The organism is Streptomyces sp. NPDC033136 (assembly GCF_055578235.1).
This window is the reverse complement of record NZ_JBVIPD010000015.1, coordinates 101,682-118,134: the sequence shown is the minus strand read 5'-3', so window position 1 is coordinate 118,134 and position 16,453 is coordinate 101,682. Positions and strand designations below refer to the sequence as shown.

Below are 16,453 nucleotides of genomic sequence, written 5' to 3'. Positions count from 1 at the left end.
GTTTCGCCCGCGGCCGGGTGTGGCTTGCCGCGCGGTCCCCCGCACCCCTCGGGCCTCTACTTCACGTCGACGAAGTCACCCGTGGCTTTGACGGCCGGGGTGGTCGTGGTGCCCGCGAAGGAGTAGCGGAAGTAGCCGTCGGTGGAGGCCTTGACGGTGGTCTTCAGCTGGCCCGTGCTGTTCGACTTGATGGTCTTCAGCGTGGTGTAGGTGTCGGAGCCCTTCTTGCGGAACTGGAGCTTCACCGGCTGGTTGGTGTAGCCGTGGTACTTGTTGTCGTCCCAGTTGGCGCGGGAGAGCTTGCCGGTGACCGTGATGGTCTTGCCCTTCTTCACCGGCTCGGGCGAGGCGTTGACGGTCAGCTTGGAGTAGCGCTGGACCCGGGTGGTGCCGAGACCGCCCTGCGTCTTGACGTCGCCGTCGCTCGTGACGGCCAGGCCGCCCGCCTTCCAGGTGCCTGCCTCGGAGCTCGACAGCTCGCCGTCGGCGGGGCGGATGACGATGACGCCCTTGCAGCTGAGCGTGGTCGACGAGGTGGTGGTGCAGGTCGCCGGGTCGTCGCTGATCAGCACGTTGCTCGCCGTGTCCACCGAGGAGCCCTTGTAGATGAGCGGGCCGCTGGCGAAGGTGTCGGCTCCGGTGTCCATGCCGGAGGGGTGCTTCAGGGTGTAGGAGACCGGAACCTTGACCGCGTTCGTGGTGCCGACGGCTATGTTCTTGCCGCTGTTCACCTTCATGTTCGAGAAGGCGACGTCGAGCTCGGCGGTGGTGCCCACTTCGCCGTCGGCGGTGGCGGCGCCGAAGGCGGCCTTGCCCGAGGACGGGACGTCGGCGGCCTGCGCGGCCGGCACGGCGAGGGCGGAGAGGGCCAGGGCGCCGGTGACGGCGGCCACAGTGGCTCTGATACGCATGCGTTCTCCAGGTGGAGAGGGGCCCCGGTGCTCGTCGTCGGCTCTCGGGGCCCAAGTGATCGTGGAGTCTGTTGACTCACGTGATCAGATACCGCAGCGGTACGCATGGTTGTACGGCTGGTGAAAAATATGTGCGGGAATTTTCACCAACTGCCGCACGTGGCCGCCGGATCAGACAACAGCCGCATCAGTCGAACCACCGGTCCCGCGCCAGCTCCTCCGTCCGGGACGGGTCCTCCAGCAGCGCCGCCACCTCGAACCGCCGCGGCCACTGGCCCGCCGCCCAGGCGAGCCCCGCGGCGACGCCCTCCAGGGTGGCGGCGTGCAGGACGCCGTCGCCCGTGAGCCGCCAGTCGATCTCCACGCCGTCGACGACGAGTTCCTCGTGCTCGACGTACGAGCCCGGGGTCAGCCGGCCGAGCAGCACCCGCACCGGCTCCGGCACGTCGTGCTCGGTACCTTCGGAGGTGACCTCCCCGGTGACGGACTCGCTCAGCCGCCGCACCTGGAACAGCTCGGCCAGCTCGGCGGCCCGGGACGGCCGTACGGGAAGCAGCGGGACGCCCTCGGTGAACGGCAGCAGGTCGGGCGAGTCGCACACCACGGCGTCGGCCGCGTCCACGATCTCCACCCGGCCGTCGGTGACGGCCCGCAGGTCGTCCGGCAGGGTGACCTGCTCCGGGTCCAGCTCGGCCAGCGCGCCGTACAGCGCGTGCAACTGAGCCCCCGTCACCTCCCGCTCGGGCTCGGCGAGCCGGTCGAGCAGCTCGGCGGCCCCGCCGGGCTCGTCCAGCAGCGCGGCGACGGACGTCCGTACCCCCAGCGCCCGCAGCACCTGCTCGTCTTCAAAACCGGTCGCGTCGGCCTCTTCGTACAGGCCGCGCAGCAGCGCGTCACCGCCGGCGGCCCGCAGGCCGGCCGGGCGGCGGCCGTCGAGCACGGGGTTCCCGCGCAGCCACCAGGCGGTGTACGGCCGGACGACCTCGTGCGTCCCGTCGTGCAGCAGGATCCGCACCGGCTGCACGATCGCGTCCCGCAACGGGGGCCGGGACAGCAGGGCCAGCGCTTGCGGCCACTTGTCCTCGTCCACCAGGTCCAGATCCCGTACGGCGACGATCTCGGTCGCGACCGGCGGCACCGGGCTGTCCGGGAAACGGTCGAGGATGTCCTCGCACCACACGTCGACGGCGTCGAGCAGGCCCGCGTCGTCCGGCTCGGCGAAGTCGCCCTCGCGGGGCTCCAGTTCGTCCGGGTCGAGGACGACGTCGGTGGCGCGGACCAGCGCGAAGTCCACCAGTACCCCGCAGGCGGCGAGCGGCTGCTCGCCCCACTTCGCGGCCAGATCGGCGTCCACGGCGGCGAGTTCGCCCTCGCGCATGACCTGGGCGAACGGGCCGCCGGGGAAGACGAGTTCGCAGGCCGGGGCCGGTTCGCCGTCCTCGTCGGGCAGGGCGAGCGCGCCGAGCCAGGGCTCGTCACCGGGCTCCAGCCCGGCGTCCCGCACCAGCGCGAGCACGGTGGCGGCCAGCTCGTCCGCGTCGAGGGTGTCCTCTTCCCAGTTCACACCGCCCTCATCGTCGAGGGAGGCGGCGACGGCGGCCCGTACCTGCGGGGTGGTGAGGACGGCCCGGGGGGTCGCGGGCAGCGCGCCGAGCTTCTCCAGGATCGGGTGGGCGGCGTCCGGGTGGGCGACCTTCAGCCCGAGCCGGGCCAGCACCTCGGGGTCGGTCCCGGCGGCCTCCGCACCGGGCAGCAGGACCTGCCGGGGCCCGATGGTCGTCCGCCCGTCCGCGAGCGGCACCGGCAGCCCCGACAGCCGGTCCGGGTCGACGCCGGCCAGGCTGTCGTAGAGCCGCCGCCACCAGTCCGGGTCCTTCTCCAGCCCGGCCAGCCGGTCGATCGCGTCGGTCAGCGGGACGCGGGCGACGCCCAGGGTGCGCAGCTCCGCGCGGCGTTCGAGCCCGGCGGGCAGCAGGGTCGGCAGCACCTCGGCGAGCACCCGCACGGTGTCCGCGCCGGCGCCCTCGACGACCTCGGCGTCCCGGGGCCGCAGGGATTCCGGCAGGTCGTCGTCCTCGCGGGGCGGGGCGGCGGGGGGGAGGAACGCCGGGTGGGCGGGGGGGAGGAACGCCGGGTGGGCGGGAGGGAGGAACTCTGTGCGCGGCAGCCGCTCCAGGATCGCCCGGCGCAGGGCACCGTCCAGCTCGCCCTTGCCGAGCGGGCCGGGCACGAGGTCGATGATCCCGGAGGTCACCGGCCGCCAGTCGCCGAGGAGCCCGGCGTACGCGTCGGCCGCGCGCTCGACCAGGAAGTCGGTCAGCGGGCCGGGGGCGGCATGCCGGCGGGTGGAGTCCAGCGGGAACGACGCGATGAGCAGGGCCGGGACGCCGAGCGGCTCGTCGCTCGGGGTGGGGGCGTGCACGACCGGGCTGGTGCGGGGCCGGGCCGGGCTGCCGTCGCTGTCGACCGGCACGGCCCAGGTGACCGACCAGTGCGGCCGCAGCCGCTCCTCGACGGGCCGGTCGGCGAGCAGGTCGGGGGTGAGGGGGCCCTGGGCGGCGGTGGTACGCCAGTGGGTGATTCCGCTGCCGGAGTCGTCGACGACGGTGAAGGGCCCGTCGGTACGCCGCGTGAGCGTCCGGGGACTCTCCCCGTTGATCTCGACGACGAGTTCTTCCAGGCCGCCGAGGGTCAGCAGGAGGGCGTCGTCGACGGCCCGCAGGAGCCGCTCGGCGAGATCCGCGGCGGCCGCGTCGCGCAGCGGCAGGATGACGGCGGTGTCGTACGGGTCGGGTGCGGTGCCCTCGGCGGCGTACGGCAGCCGCAGCAGGGGGACGTGTCCGTCGCGGCGCCTGACCTCGTCCCCGAGGCCGGGGCTGTGCCGGGCGGTCTCGGCGGCCAGTTCCCTGGCCTCGGCGAGGGACCACCGCACACCGCCGTGCCGCCCCACGACGGCGGGCTCGTCGGTGACGGACAGCACGGCGGCGAACCCGACACCGAACCGCCCGACGGAGGGCGTGTCCCTCTTCGCCGAGGCCCGCAGCGTGGACAGCGACTCGACCCCGGCCGCGTCCAGCCGGGCACCGGTGTTGGCGGCGACGAGCACCCCGTCCCGGAGCGTGAGCCGCAACCGCCCCGGCACCCCGGCCCGGGCCGCGGCGTCGGCGGCGTTCTGGGCGAGCTCGACGACGAGCCGGTCCCGGTAGCCGCCGAGGGCCAGGTCCTCCTCGGCGTTGGCGTCCTCACGGAACCGGGCGGGGCTGGTGGCCCAGGCGTCGAGGACACCGCGCCGCAGACGGGCCGTACCGAACGGGTCGGCGCCCTCGGCGGCCGGGCGCACGAACTTGCTGCTCACGTTGCCGTTCCTTCTCCTCGTCGACGTGAGGACGAAGGTACCGCCTGGGGAGCGGGGGGCGTGCGCCCGTCCGGCGCGGGCTGCCGGGCGCCCGGGTGGCCCAAGGGCCCGGGGGGCGACCGGCTACCGGGATTCATTCGCGGTGCCTCGGCGTTCACGCCGGGGGTGAAGCGAATCTGATGGTGGCGACGCGGAGCGTCGCCGCATCTGCTCCGGCGGTGGAAGCCACGGATTCCCGACCGAACCCTGTGCCGCGTAGCGGCACAGGGTTCGGTCGGGAAGGCCAGAATCCTCGGGCTTCAGTTCAGCCCGAGGAGCAAGTCAGGAGTGGCCCAGTTCCTCCGTGTCCTCGTCCGTCGTCGTCGGGACCGAGCCCGAGTCCGAGTCCGAGGCGGGGCGCAGGGGGAAGGGGTCGACTCGGGTCTCGTCGATGACCGGTGCGGCCGGCTGGGGCGGACGGGGCATGACCGCGGCCTCCGAGTGGCCGCCGCAGCCGTAGGCGAGGGAGACCAGGCGGCCGTCGGCCGGGGAGAACTCGTTGGCGCAGGCGCCGAAGGCCTGGCCGAGGGAGCCGCCGAGGGGGACGAGGAAGCCGCAGCTGACGCAGGCCGCGGGGGCGGACTGGGCCATGGGGGTCTTGGGGCCGAAGGCCTCCTCCCAGCGGTCGGCCGCGGTGTGCAGGCCGTAGCGGGACAGGACGCGGGCCCGGCGCATGCCCAGTTCCTCGGCGACCGCCGGGATCGAGCCGCGGGACGGGGCGACCGGGAGGCGGGACGGGGGCCCCTCGGTGACGTCCGCGTCCTCGGCCTCCACCAGGTCGGCCATCTCGTGGGAGACCGCGGAGTTCGGCGCGGGCTCGTCCTCGCCCGAGTAGCCGGGTTCCAGGCGCAGGTCCTCCGCGTCCGTGGGGAGCAGGTCGCCCGGCCCCATGTCGCCCGGGCGCAGCCGCTCGCTCCACGGCACCCACTCCGGCGCGAGCACCGCGTCCGGGCCGGGCAGCAGCGCCGCCTCGTCCACCGTGACGACCTTCGCCCGGGACGCCCGGGCCACCGTCACGGCCCAGCGCCAGCCCCGGTACCCCAGCTCCCGGCACTCGAAGAAGTGCGTGACAACGCGGTCTCCCTCGGAGACCGTCTCCACGTGCTCGCCGACGATCCCTGGCGCGGCGGCCTCCTCGGCTGCGGCGCGTGCGAGGTCGACGGCCTCGGCGCACAGACGGTCAGGGGTGCGGCTTCGCGTTGTCGCTGCGCTCACAGGTATCGCTTCTCTCCATACGCCGTCTGACGAGTGCGCCACTCCCAGCGCGGGGGCGGACGGAGCGGACCGGGGGACCGCGTCGACATCCTTCATCCATTTTGCGGGATGGCTGAGATACGCACGCTACCCTTCCGCCCCACTTCGCGTACACCGACGGTCAGGTTCCCCGCCGGACCGGTCCCGGGCCGCCACCTCCGGACAGTCACCCCACAGGCCCTATACAAGCGGTAATGGCACTACCCACAGCCTTATCGGGGCACTATGACGTCGTGGCAGCCGCGAAGACACCCCAGGGCGCCACCGGGACCGGTGGGTCGAAAGGGGTCAAGGGAAACAGCCGACTGAACGGACCGGGCCGTCTGGGCGGCTCCCTCCGTGCGGTCGGCCGTGCCCTGCACTTCCCGGTGACCGGCACCGCCCGCGGCATCCGCAAGGCCACCCACGCCCACGGCGCCGGTGAGTCCGGCCTCGGCAAACTCATCGAACTGCACGGCGTGAACGGCGCCGGCGACGTCATGATCACCGTCGCCCTCGCCTCCACCGTCTTCTTCTCCGTCCCCACCGACGAGGCCCGCGGGCGCGTCGCGCTCTACCTCGCCATCACCATGGCGCCCTTCACGCTCCTCGCGCCCGTCATCGGACCCCTCCTCGACCGCGTCCCGCACGGCCGCCGCGCCGCCATGGCCGGCGCGATGCTGGCCCGGGCACTGCTCGCGCTCGTCCTGTCCGGCGCGGTCGCCAGCGGCAGCCTGGAGCTGTACCCGGCCGCGCTCGCCGTGCTCGTCTCCTCGAAGGCGTACGGCGTGGTCAGAAGCGCCGTCGTGCCCCGGCTGCTGCCACCGAGCTTCTCCCTCGTGAAGGCCAACTCGCGCGTCACCCTCGGCGGCCTCCTGGCCACCGGCATCGCGGCCCCGATCGGCATCGGACTCCAGCAGATCGGACCGCCCTGGCCCCTCTACGGCGCCTTCCTGCTCTTCGTGACGGGGACGATCCTGTCGTTCACCCTGCCGCCGAAGGTCGACTCCGCCAAGGGCGAGGACCGGGCTCTGCTGGCGGCGGACGAGCAGCACCTGCACGGGCCGCACCTCAAACCGGTCAAGCGTCCCGGCCTGCGCACGGTCGGCCCGGCCGTCACCCACGCCCTGGCCGTCAACGCCTCCATCCGCTGCCTCACCGGCTTCCTGATCTTCTTCCTCGCCTTCCTGCTGCGCGAGCACCCGATCTCCGGCCAGAGCGCCGCCGTGTCCCTGGGGATAGTGGGCGTCTCCGCGGGTGTGGGCAACGCCCTCGGTACGGCCGTCGGGGCGTGGCTGCGCTCCCGGGCACCGGAGATCATCATCGTGACGGTCGTGGCGTGCGTGCTGGGCGCGGCCATCACGGCCGCGGTGTTCTTCAACGCGATCCTGGTGGCCGGCCTGGCCGCGGTGGCCGGCTTCGCGCAGGCCCTGGCGAAGCTGTCCCTGGACGCGCTGATCCAGCGGGACGTGCCCGAGCTCGTCCGCACCTCGGCCTTCGCCCGCTCCGAGACCCTGCTGCAGATGTCCTGGGTGCTGGGCGGGGCGGTCGGCATCGTCCTGCCGCTCAGCGGCACGCTCGGGCTCGCGGTGGGCGCCGCGATCGTCGGCACCGGGTGGCTGACGACCGTACGGGGGCTGATCGCCTCGGCTCGGCGCGGGGGTCCGGAGCGGTCGCGAGTGGCGTAGCCGGGTGCGCGTGGACGGCCACGCCGTACCCCGCGTGGGCGGTACGACCCGCAGGCCCGATAGCCTTCGGCCATGAACACGTTGCAATCCGCTGTGCGACGCCGCCGCGCCGTCGCCGTCGCCGGTGTCGTATCCGCCGGACTGCTCGTCCTGTCGGCCTGTGACAAGCCGACGCCGATGGCCACGATCACCGTGGGCAGCGACTCGGTGAACTCCGAGGCCACCTGTGGTGGCGAGGGCGACGCGCTGAAGCAGTCCGACCTCACGCAGTGCCTGAAGGACAAGGGCATCAAGAGCATCTCGGTCGACCCGGACGAGACCGTCCGCTTCGGTGTCGATCCGGAGATCGCCGACAAGGGCTGGACGATCCTGATGAACGGTCAGCCGCTGACCGACGCCAGCACGAAGACGTACCGCACCATTCCGGGCAGCGTGTTCTTCAACGCCCAGTACGGCGCGCAGGGCAATTCGACGCTGGTGTCCATCAAGGAGGGCGAGAAGGACACCTCCGGGCTCTGGAACTTCAAGCTCAAGAAGGACGCCTGATCGCTGCCGCTGGGCCTCGCCGGGTGCTGGTGGCCACCGCGGTTCCCGTGGAGAGGGACGCGGTGGTGGCGGGCCTGGGAGCGCTTTCCCCGGGGTCCGATGCCGAGGTGCTCGGCGCTGCCGGCCATCGGCCCGGCGGAACGACTGCCCCCGGCGGTAGCGGTCCGGCTTCCGGCGGTGGGGGTTCGGCTTCCGGCGGCGGAAGCGGTCGCTGTGTCGATGTGATCGCCGTCGGTGTCGGGCCCGCCCTTGCCGCCGCCTCCACCGGGTCCGCCCTGACCACCGCCGCCCTCCGGGGCAGGCCCTACGGGCTCGTCGTCTCCGCCGGGATCGGCGGCGGCTTCCAGCCTGGCGCGCCCGTGGGGTCCCTGGTCGTCGCCGAGGAGATCGTCGCGGCCGATCTGGGGGCCGAGACACCGGACGGGTTCCTGTCCGTCACCGAGCTCGGCTTCGGGACGGTCCGGCACCAGCCGCCCGAGGAGCTGGTGCGGCGCATCGCCGAGGCCACCGGGGCGCGGGCCGGGGCCGTTCTCACGGTGTCCACCGTGACCGGGACCGCCGAGCGGGCCGCCGTGCTCCGCGAGCGGCACCCCACCGCCCTCGCCGAGGCCATGGAGGGCTTCGGCGTGGCCGAGGCCGCCGTGGCACACGGGGTGCCCGTCGTGGAGATCCGGGCGATCTCCAATCCCGTCGGACCGCGGGACCGGGCCGCCTGGCGGATCGGGGACGCCCTGGCCGCTTTGACGGCGGGGTCCGGGAAGCTCGTGCCCGTACTGGAGGGTTGGAACCGGCATGACAGTTGAGCGGCTGCGGATCGCGTACTCCCCCTGCCCGAACGACACGTTCGTCTTCGACGCCCTGGCCCACGGCCGCGTCCCCGGCGCCCCCGGCCTGGACGTGACCTTCGCCGACATCGACCTCACCAACGGCATGGCCGAGCGCGGCGAGTTCGACGTGCTGAAGGTGTCGTACGCCGTGCTGCCCCACGTCCTCGACGAGTACGCCCTGCTGCCCTGCGGAGGCGCGCTGGGCCGGGGCTGCGGGCCGCTGGTGCTGACGCGGGAGGCGGGCGTCGGCCTCGACGGCCGTACCGTCGCCGTGCCCAGTGAGAAGTCGACCGCGTATCTGCTGTTCCGGCTGTGGGCCGCGGACACGCTGAGCGACGGGGTCGGCGAGATCGTCGTCATGCCGTTCCACGAGATCATGCCGGCCGTGCGGGACGGGAAGGTCGACGCGGGGCTCGTGATCCACGAGGCGCGCTTCACCTACCGGAACTACGGGCTGCACAAGCTCGCCGACCTGGGTGAGCACTGGGAGCACACCACCGGGCTGCCGATCCCGCTCGGCGCGATCATCGCCAAGCGGTCGCTGGGCGAGCAGGGGCTGCGGCTGCTGGCCGACTCCGTACGGACGTCCGTACGGGCCGCCTGGGACGACCCCGAGGCGTCCCGGCCGTATGTCATGGAGCACGCCCAGGAGATGGACCCGGCCGTCGCCGACCAGCACATCGGGCTGTACGTCAACGAGTTCACCGCCGACCTGGGCGAGGACGGCTACGCGGCCGTACGCGGGCTGCTGACGCGCGCGGCGGCCGAGGGGCTCGTACCGCCCCTCGGCCCCGACGCGCTGCGCTTCCCCTGAGTTCAGACGTCCAACTGGTCGGCGACCGCGCGGAGCAGGCCCGCGATCTTCTTGCCGGCGGTCTTCTCGGGGTAGCGGCCCCGCTCCAGCATCGGCGTGATGTTCTCCAGGAGGGTCGTCAGGTCCTGGACGATCGAGGCCAGCTCGTCCGGCTTCTTGCGGGTGGCCGCCGCGACGGACGGGGTCGGGTCCAGGATCGTCAGGGACAGCGCCTGGTCGCCGCGCTGTCCGGCGACGACCCCGAACTCCACGCGCTGACCCGGCTTGAGCGTCTCGACTCCGGCGGGGAGGACCGAGGAATGGACGAAGACGTCACCGCCGTCGTCGCGGGAGAGAAAGCCGAAGCCCTTCTCGCCGTTGAACCACTTGACCTTGCCGGTGGGCATGTCTGTCCTCGTCCTCGTACTCGTCGGAAAACTGCTTCTGAAAACGGCTCTTGATAGCACTCGGGCGGGTCGTACGGACCCGCCGGTACCAAGGCTAATGCTCTTGCAGCCGGTGACAAGACGTCACCCGGTTGTTCCTCGCGCTGGGAACTACCCTGGTCGGGTGCGTGACAAAACCCAAACGAATTCCGCCGCTCCCGGTGACCGCCTGGTCCGTGCCGGAGCCGTCGTCTTCTTCATCGGCGCCGTGGCCACACTGGTCACGGTCGCCCCGCTGTTCCTAGGAACGACGCCCTTTCCGACGTACATGTTCGGATTGAGCATGCTCATGGCCGTCGGATTCCTGATGGCCGGTGCGGGGGTGCTGCGTTCCGTGGCGGCCGGCCGCCGTCAGGCGCGTGCGGGGCGGTAGTCCGAAAGCCACCCGGGGAATTCGGTCAGATCGGTGAGGACGGCGTCCGCGCCCGCCGCCCGCAGTTCCTCCGCGGGGCAGGGGCCGGTGGCCACGGCAACCGAGAGCGCGCCGGCCGTCCGGGCGCCGCGGACGTCCCCGACGTGGTCGCCGACGTAGACGGCCGCGTCGTGCTCGCGCAGGGCCTGTGCCTTCTGCTCGGCCCACAGGTCGCCGATGACGGCGTCGGGCTCGATGCGGAGGTGGGCGAGGTGCAGCTTGGCGTTGGGCTCGTACTTGGCGGTGACGACTATCGCGCGTCCGCCGGCCTCGCGTACGGCCGCGATGGCCTCCCGGGCACCGGCCATCGCCGGGGTGGCCGCGATGGCGATGGCGGGGTACATCTCCCGATACACGTCTGCCACGGGCGCGACCTCCTCGGCCGGGAACCAGTTCATCAGCTCCTCGGCCAGCGGCGGCCCGAGCCGCGTGACCGCCAGGTCGGCGTCGATGTACGTGCCCGTCCGCTCGGACAGTGCCTGGTAGCAGGCCCGGATGCCGGGGCGGGAGTCGATGAGGGTCATGTCGAGGTCGAAGCCGACGGTGAGCGCCATATGGGCCATTGTGCCCAGGGGTCGTGAACGGCAGGCGTCCGGCGGTGATCGGCCGGGCCTGGTGCGAGAGTGGCGTCGTCGCCCGGAGGGCGTGCACGGCGTCGCGCGGCGGGCGCCGCTTTCGCGGCAGGCCCACGGAGATGCGTCAGAAGCCCCCTAGCGCCGGCGCTGCGAGCGCCAGACCAGGAACAGCGCTGACGCCACGGCCGCGCCCCTGACCACCCACGGCCATGTCTGGGCCACCGCGTCGTTCATGTGGCCCTCGGCGATGGGGGTGCCCCAGCGGTCGTTCATCCTGCCCCAGAGCCAGACCAGGCCCCCCGCCACGGAGAGGCCGGGCAGGATCACCACCGCCCACTTGGTCTCGGCCTGGGTCAGGCGGCGGGAGGCGTAGGCGATGAGCCAGCCGAGGAGGAGGACGAACCAGTTGCCGAGCACGGCACCGGCAACGAGGAGCCCGGCGGCGATCAGGAGGAGCGGGTTGCTCCAGTTACCGGCCGGGAGGCGGGGGAGACGGCGACGGGTGCCGGTCTCCACGGCCGCGTCCCCGGTCTCCACGGCGGCCTCGACCGCCGTCTCCTCGGCCACCGCGGGCTTCTCCTTCGCCGGTCTCCTCGGCTGCGGCGGCTTCAGCAGGTCCGGCAGCTCCACACCGCCCACGAAGCCCGGCACGTCGTCGCCCACGCCGAACGGGCTGCTGTCCACCCGCCACCAGTCCGGCTGGACCGCGCTGTCGCCGAGCTCGTGACCGGCGGCCAGATGCGGCGGGGCCGCGCCCTCGAAGGCGGCGGGGTGCGACTCCTCGGCGGGCCGCGCCGGGCGGGGGCGCGGGACGATCCGCCGCACGACCCCCTTCGGCCGCTCGCCCCGCGCCTCGGGCGACAGGTCGCGCTGCACGGGCACGGCCGCGGGGCCGGCGCTCCGCGGCGCACGCCCCGGGCCGGGATCCGTGCCGTCCGCTGCCGCCGCCACGACCTCGTCGGGGCTGCCCAGGCGGGACAGGATGCGGCGGACGGCGGCGGGCGAGTCGACGGTGGTTTTCGCGCGGCGCCGGTCGATCTCGTTGCGCAGATCGGCGACCAGGCGCATGCGGGTGGCCGACGACAGCTGCTGTTGCTGGGCCACGTCGCCGACGCGGCTCAGATACTCGTAAACGACCTGGTCGCTCTCAATCCCCACGAAGTCCCCTCCGGGGCGGGTGCGTTGCGTGACGCCGTCGGACGACGGTACCGCGAGTACCGGCGAGGCCACCAAAAGGCCGTCCGGCGTCCGGGGTGCGAGGCGGCGCACAGTCGGGTCAACGGCCGGAGGTGACCCGCTACCGTGGACCGGATGAGCCCCGAGGACACGCCTTCGGCCCCCCGCTCCCTCGCGGAAGCGCTCCGCGCGCGGGGCGACGCCGCCCTGGGCGCGCTCCTGCGCAGCCGCCCGGATCTCATCACGCCCGTCCCCACCGACCTCACCCAGCTCGCGACGCGCGCCGGCACCCGTGCCTCGGTCGTGCGGGCGCTGGAGCGGCTGGACCGGTTCACGCTGCAGACGGCGGAGGCGCTGGCCGTGGCGGCGGACCCGGCGGCCTACGACGAACTGCTCGGGCTCATGGCCGGGGACGACGCCGACCCGGCCGTCGTCGCGGCGCTGCCGCACGCCCTGGACGTCCTGCGCGAGCAGGCCCTGGTGTGGGGCGGCGACGACCGGCTGCGGCTGGTGCGGACGGCGCGTGAGCTGCTGGCTCCCTCGCCGCAGCACCCCTCGCCGACGGGGCTCGGCCCGACGGTCCAGGAGGCCACCTCCGGGATGTCCCCGGGGCGGATCCAGGAGATCGTCACGGCCGCGGGGCTGCCCTCGACGCACGACTCGGTCTCCGCGGTGACCGCCCTGACCGGCCTGTTCACGGACCGGGACCGGATGGCCGCGCTGCTCGGCGGTGCTCCGGGCGACTCCCTCGACGTGCTGGAGCGCCTGGTGTGGGGACCGCCGTACGGCCAGGTCACCGCCGATCCGGCGCCCCGGCTGCGCTGGCTGCTGGACCGCGGGCTGCTGCTGCCGACGGCGCCCGGGACGGTCGTCCTGCCGCGTGAGGTCGCCCTGCATCTGCGGCGGGGGCCGGCGCACCGGACGCCCGAGCCGGTGCCGCCGGTGGTCGAGGCGGACGCCGTTCATCATCCACAGGTTGTGGACAGCACCGCGGCCGGGCAGGCGTACACCGCGCTCGCGACCGTCGAGGAGCTGCTGAAGGACTGGGACGAGGGCGGGCCGGCGGTGCTGCGGGCCGGTGGGCTGAGCGTGCGGGACCTGAAGCGGACCGCGGTCGCGCTCGACGTGCCCGAGCCGGTCGCCGCGTTCTGGGTGGAGCTGGCGTACGCGGCGGGCCTGATCGCCTCGGACGGGGAGGCCGACGAACGGTACGCCGCGACCCCGGCGTACGACGAGTGGCTGGAGCAGCCCGCCGCCGAGCGCTGGTCGCGGCTGGCCACGGCGTGGCTGGCGGCGACCCGGACGCCGGGCCTGGTGGGCGGGCGGGACGCCAAGGACCGGACCCTGTCGGCGCTCGGGCCGGGGCTCGACCGCTCGGCGGCGCCCGAGGTACGGCACCGGGCGCTGGCGCTACTGGCCGGGCTGCCGGAGGGCGCGGCGCCGGCCGCCGGGTCGGTGCTCGCCCGGCTGCGCTGGGAGCGCCCCCTGCGCGGCGCCGCGGGGGTTCCCCCGCACGAGCGGAGCCGAGCGGGGGGAAGCGAGGACGACCTGCGCGGCCGGCTCGCCGAGTGGGCCCTGTCCGAGGCGGAACTGCTGGGCGTCACGGGCCGGGGCGCGCTCTCGGGACACGGCAGGGCGCTGCTCGGCGCGCCCGCGGCACCGGTGAAGAGCCCCGAGGCGGAGCCCTCCGGCCCCGGGGACAAGCTCCCCGTGCACCACCACCGGCCCACTCCCCTCGCCCCCCTCTCCCCCACCGAACAGGCCGTCGCCTCCGTCGCCGCGGCCCGGCTGCTCACGCCGCTGCTGCCCGAGCCGCTGGACCATGTGCTGCTGCAGGCCGACCTGACGGCGGTGGCGCCCGGGCCCCTGGAACGGCCGCTCGCCGACATGCTCGGGGTGCTGGCGGACGTCGAGTCCAAGGGCGGGGCCACCGTCTACCGGTTCACGCCCGGCTCGGTGCGGCGGGCGCTGGACGCCGGGCAGGCCGCCTCTGACCTGCACGCCTTCCTCGCCGCGCACTCCCGTACGCCGGTGCCGCAGCCGCTCGCGTACCTGATCGACGACGTGGCCCGCCGGCACGGGCACCTGCGCGTCGGCGCGGCCTCGGCGTACGTCCGCTGTGACGACGACGCGGTGCTCAACGAGATCCTCGCCGACAAGCGGGCCACCGGGCTCGGGCTGCGCCGGCTCGCCCCGACCGTGCTGGCGGCGCAGGCCGACCCGGCGGGGCTCCTGGCGGGGCTGCGGTCGATGGGGTTCGCGCCGGCCGCCGAGTCCGCCGAGGGCGATGTGCTGATCACCCGCGCCCTCGCCCACCGCACGCCGCCCCGCAGTGCGCCCGAGCCGGTCCCGGACGGCCCGCCCGTCCCCGACGACACGCTGCTCACGGCCGCGCTGCGCGCCATCCGGGCCGGTGACCTCGCCTCGACCACCCCGCGCAAGCCCGGCACGGCTCCGGCGGCCGAGGGCGAGCTGCCCCGCACCGGTTCCGCCGAGACCCTCGCCACCATGCAGGCCGCCGTCCTGACCGGCGAGGCCCTGTGGATCGGCTACGTCAACGCCGAGGGCTCCGCCAGCCAGCGGGTCATCGCCCCGATCCGGGTCGAGGGCGGCTTCGTCACCGCCTTCGACCACACGGCGGACGAGGTCCGTACGTATCCGCTGCACCGGATCACCGGGGTCGCGGAACTCGCCGACGACAAGGGCTGAGCCGCCGGGCCCTGCTGCCGGGTTCCTCAGCCGTTCGGGTGCACGCCGGTGTGCATGCGCGCCACGCCGGGGATGTCCCACCCTCGGGCGACATCGCCGGGCGTACCGCATTCCGCCGTGCGCGCGGGGGCAGCCACCGGGTGTCCTGTGAGCCTTGCCGCCTCTGACATCCGGTGTACGGCAGCGCCCACTCAGGTGCGGTCGGAGTCCTTCCGGCCGTCAGCGGAAGTCGCCCGGCTCCACATGCGTGCCGCGTACCAGATCCAGTAGGCGACCACTGCCGCATGGAACCAGAACCACGGAGACGACGGCTCCGGGTCGCGCAGTTCGTCGGCGAAGAGCAGCGCAAGGAGAAGCGCCATGGCGGTGACGCCGTACAGCTTGCGTCGAGCCAGCCGCCGCTCCCTGCGCGGCCCTTCAGCCAGGCGCATCGCATACACCTCGGCGCGGCCGAAAGCTTGCTCAGCACTGTCCCCGGAGGAAGCCAGATGCTGGCGTGCCTCCTGCACGTGAGCGCGTGCTTCGACGGCGGGCATGGCGTGACGTCCGCGCAGCAAGCCCTCCACATGCGACAGCCAGCGCTCGTCGCTGCCCTGAATCCTTGGAGTGAACCAGCGGTCGACGGTGGCGTCGGGGAGCGCCACGGCCACGACGATCAACGCGCCGCCTGCCGCTGCCAGTGCAGGGGCGGGGAAATCGAAGAGCCGCTCTTCGGACAGGACGCCGGCAGCGGCGATACCGGAGCCCACCGTGACGACCGCTCCCGCAGCGAAACCCCATGTGCCGACGATCCGCCCCGCAGCCCGTGCCGCAGGGGCGACGGCTACCAGGACGGACGCGAGGACGACTGCCGAGAATCCTGTGATCGACGACCAACTGGCCTGCTGCCAAAGACCGTCGCGGACCCACTGCAGAACGGGGACGATGAGCCCCACAACCCCGAGTGTCGCGAGGGACGCGGTGAGTCGCTCACCTGGCGTCATTCCGCGAGAGTCGATCCGCGCGCGGTATTCCTCGCCGATCCGTTCATCAACCACGGATCGTGCGTACGCCGCGGGGGCACCGAAGAGGTCGCGTGCCGTGCGGCCCGTCTCGGTCACGGCGTCATGGGCCTCCGTCAGTATCCGGTGGATCAGGTCGGCCGGTGCCTGCTGATCGAGTGCGAGGCGTAGTTCGACGGCCGCCGCCCACTCTTCGTCCTCCTCACGCGGCCAGCTGAGCTTCTCCGTAGTGGTCATGACTCTCCCCCTGAGCGGTCTTCAAGAAGCGAGGCGACGGTGCTGTTGAGGTCGCGCCAGGCGGCGCTGTCCCGCCGCAGCCGATCCCGTCCCTCCTCGGTGATGCGGTAGTACTTTCGCCCGGGACCGCCTTCGCCGGCACCCCACTCGATCTCCACCGCCCCCTCTTCCTCCAGTCGTGTGAGGGCGGGATACAGCGTTGCGGGCTTCACGCTCTCCAAGCCCGCCGCACTGAGGCGGCTCAAGAGTGCGTACCCGTAGTTCTTCTCCTCTGCTTCCAGTACCCCGAGCAAGCAGAGCGGCAATACCGCTCGCGTCCACGACGTGTTCACCGCCACCGGTCGTCCCCCTGGCATTCTGGATTCACCAACTACTCTAGTATCCAGAATAGTTGGGTGCATGCAAATGCTACTCCCGGAGACGACACCCCTGGAAACCCCTCCTTTGGGAGGGGGTTGAAAGTGGGATACCGGGCAGTAGCGGCGTGGGTCAGGATGATCTCTGG

The 16,453-nt window shown here is 73.3% G+C and carries 14 protein-coding genes; 6 read left to right on the top strand and 8 right to left on the bottom strand.

Going from position 1 to position 16,453, the window contains the following annotated elements:
• Nucleotides 1-56 precede the first annotated feature (56 nt).
• The 3 genes from ACZ5TL_RS25915 to ACZ5TL_RS25905 form a co-directional block, all read right to left on the bottom strand.
• Nucleotides 57-911: a hypothetical protein gene (locus ACZ5TL_RS25915; RefSeq protein WP_468592698.1), complete on the bottom strand. Its 855-nt coding sequence runs from the start codon at nt 909-911 to the stop codon at nt 57-59.
• Between the two features lie 187 nt (nt 912-1,098).
• Nucleotides 1,099-4,266 (bottom strand): sacsin N-terminal ATP-binding-like domain-containing protein, encoded by a 3,168-nt coding sequence (locus tag ACZ5TL_RS25910; RefSeq protein ID WP_468592697.1) that lies wholly within the window; start codon nt 4,264-4,266, stop codon nt 1,099-1,101.
• Between the two features lie 321 nt (nt 4,267-4,587).
• On the bottom strand, nt 4,588-5,520 hold the full coding sequence (locus ACZ5TL_RS25905) for a DUF3027 domain-containing protein (RefSeq protein ID WP_468592696.1): 933 nt from the start codon (nt 5,518-5,520) through the stop codon (nt 4,588-4,590).
• A 272-nt stretch (nt 5,521-5,792) separates the two neighbouring features.
• Between ACZ5TL_RS25905 and ACZ5TL_RS25900 the strand changes: the two genes are divergently transcribed.
• The 4 genes from ACZ5TL_RS25900 to ACZ5TL_RS25885 all read left to right on the top strand — a co-directional run bounded on the left by ACZ5TL_RS25900 (nt 5,793) and on the right by ACZ5TL_RS25885 (nt 9,413).
• The gene (locus ACZ5TL_RS25900) at nt 5,793-7,226 is read left to right on the top strand and encodes an MFS transporter (protein WP_468592694.1); all 1,434 of its coding nucleotides are present in this window, start codon (nt 5,793-5,795) and stop codon (nt 7,224-7,226) included.
• A gap of 72 nt (nt 7,227-7,298) precedes the next feature.
• Entirely contained in the window at nt 7,299-7,772 is a 474-nt protein-coding gene (locus tag ACZ5TL_RS25895; RefSeq protein WP_468592693.1) for a DUF2771 domain-containing protein, read from the top strand.
• Complete coding sequence (locus tag ACZ5TL_RS25890; protein ID WP_468592785.1) at nt 7,742-8,575, top strand: futalosine hydrolase; 834 nt, start codon at nt 7,742-7,744, stop codon at nt 8,573-8,575. The genes ACZ5TL_RS25895 and ACZ5TL_RS25890 overlap by 31 nt, the downstream gene beginning before the upstream one ends.
• A complete protein-coding gene (locus ACZ5TL_RS25885; protein WP_468592692.1) occupies nt 8,565-9,413 on the top strand; it encodes a 1,4-dihydroxy-6-naphthoate synthase in 849 nt (282 codons plus the stop codon). Before ACZ5TL_RS25890 ends, ACZ5TL_RS25885 begins: the two co-directional genes overlap by 11 nt.
• A 2-nt stretch (nt 9,414-9,415) precedes the next feature.
• On the opposite strand, the gene ACZ5TL_RS25880 is transcribed toward ACZ5TL_RS25885, so the two are convergent.
• Nucleotides 9,416-9,799 carry a cold-shock protein gene (locus ACZ5TL_RS25880; protein ID WP_282574310.1) on the bottom strand — a complete coding sequence of 128 codons (384 nt, stop codon included), beginning with the start codon at nt 9,797-9,799 and terminating at the stop codon, nt 9,416-9,418.
• 163 nt (nt 9,800-9,962) lie between these two features.
• On the opposite strand from ACZ5TL_RS25880, the gene ACZ5TL_RS25875 reads away from it, so the two are divergent.
• A complete protein-coding gene (locus ACZ5TL_RS25875) occupies nt 9,963-10,211 on the top strand; it encodes a hypothetical protein (RefSeq protein ID WP_039932946.1) in 249 nt (82 codons plus the stop codon).
• On the opposite strand, the gene ACZ5TL_RS25870 is transcribed toward ACZ5TL_RS25875, so the two are convergent.
• Nucleotides 10,190-10,813: an HAD family hydrolase gene (locus ACZ5TL_RS25870; RefSeq protein ID WP_468592691.1), complete on the bottom strand. Its 624-nt coding sequence runs from the start codon at nt 10,811-10,813 to the stop codon at nt 10,190-10,192. The two genes, ACZ5TL_RS25875 and ACZ5TL_RS25870, sit on opposite strands and share 22 nt — an antisense overlap.
• Before the next feature lie 147 nt (nt 10,814-10,960).
• The gene (locus ACZ5TL_RS25865) at nt 10,961-11,983 is read right to left on the bottom strand and encodes a hypothetical protein (RefSeq protein WP_468592689.1); all 1,023 of its coding nucleotides are present in this window, start codon (nt 11,981-11,983) and stop codon (nt 10,961-10,963) included.
• A 153-nt stretch (nt 11,984-12,136) separates the two neighbouring features.
• Here ACZ5TL_RS25865 and ACZ5TL_RS25860 point away from each other — a divergent pair, with 153 nt between their 5' ends.
• Nucleotides 12,137-14,710 carry a helicase-associated domain-containing protein gene (locus tag ACZ5TL_RS25860; protein WP_468592688.1) on the top strand — a complete coding sequence of 858 codons (2,574 nt, stop codon included), beginning with the start codon at nt 12,137-12,139 and terminating at the stop codon, nt 14,708-14,710.
• A 191-nt stretch (nt 14,711-14,901) separates the two neighbouring features.
• Here the strand turns inward: ACZ5TL_RS25860 and ACZ5TL_RS25855 are convergent, their stop codons facing one another.
• The gene (locus ACZ5TL_RS25855) at nt 14,902-15,948 is read right to left on the bottom strand and encodes a hypothetical protein (RefSeq protein ID WP_468592687.1); all 1,047 of its coding nucleotides are present in this window, start codon (nt 15,946-15,948) and stop codon (nt 14,902-14,904) included.
• Nucleotides 15,945-16,286 carry a PadR family transcriptional regulator gene (locus ACZ5TL_RS25850; protein ID WP_468592686.1) on the bottom strand — a complete coding sequence of 114 codons (342 nt, stop codon included), beginning with the start codon at nt 16,284-16,286 and terminating at the stop codon, nt 15,945-15,947. Before ACZ5TL_RS25850 ends, ACZ5TL_RS25855 begins: the two co-directional genes overlap by 4 nt.
• Nucleotides 16,287-16,453 lie beyond the last annotated feature (167 nt).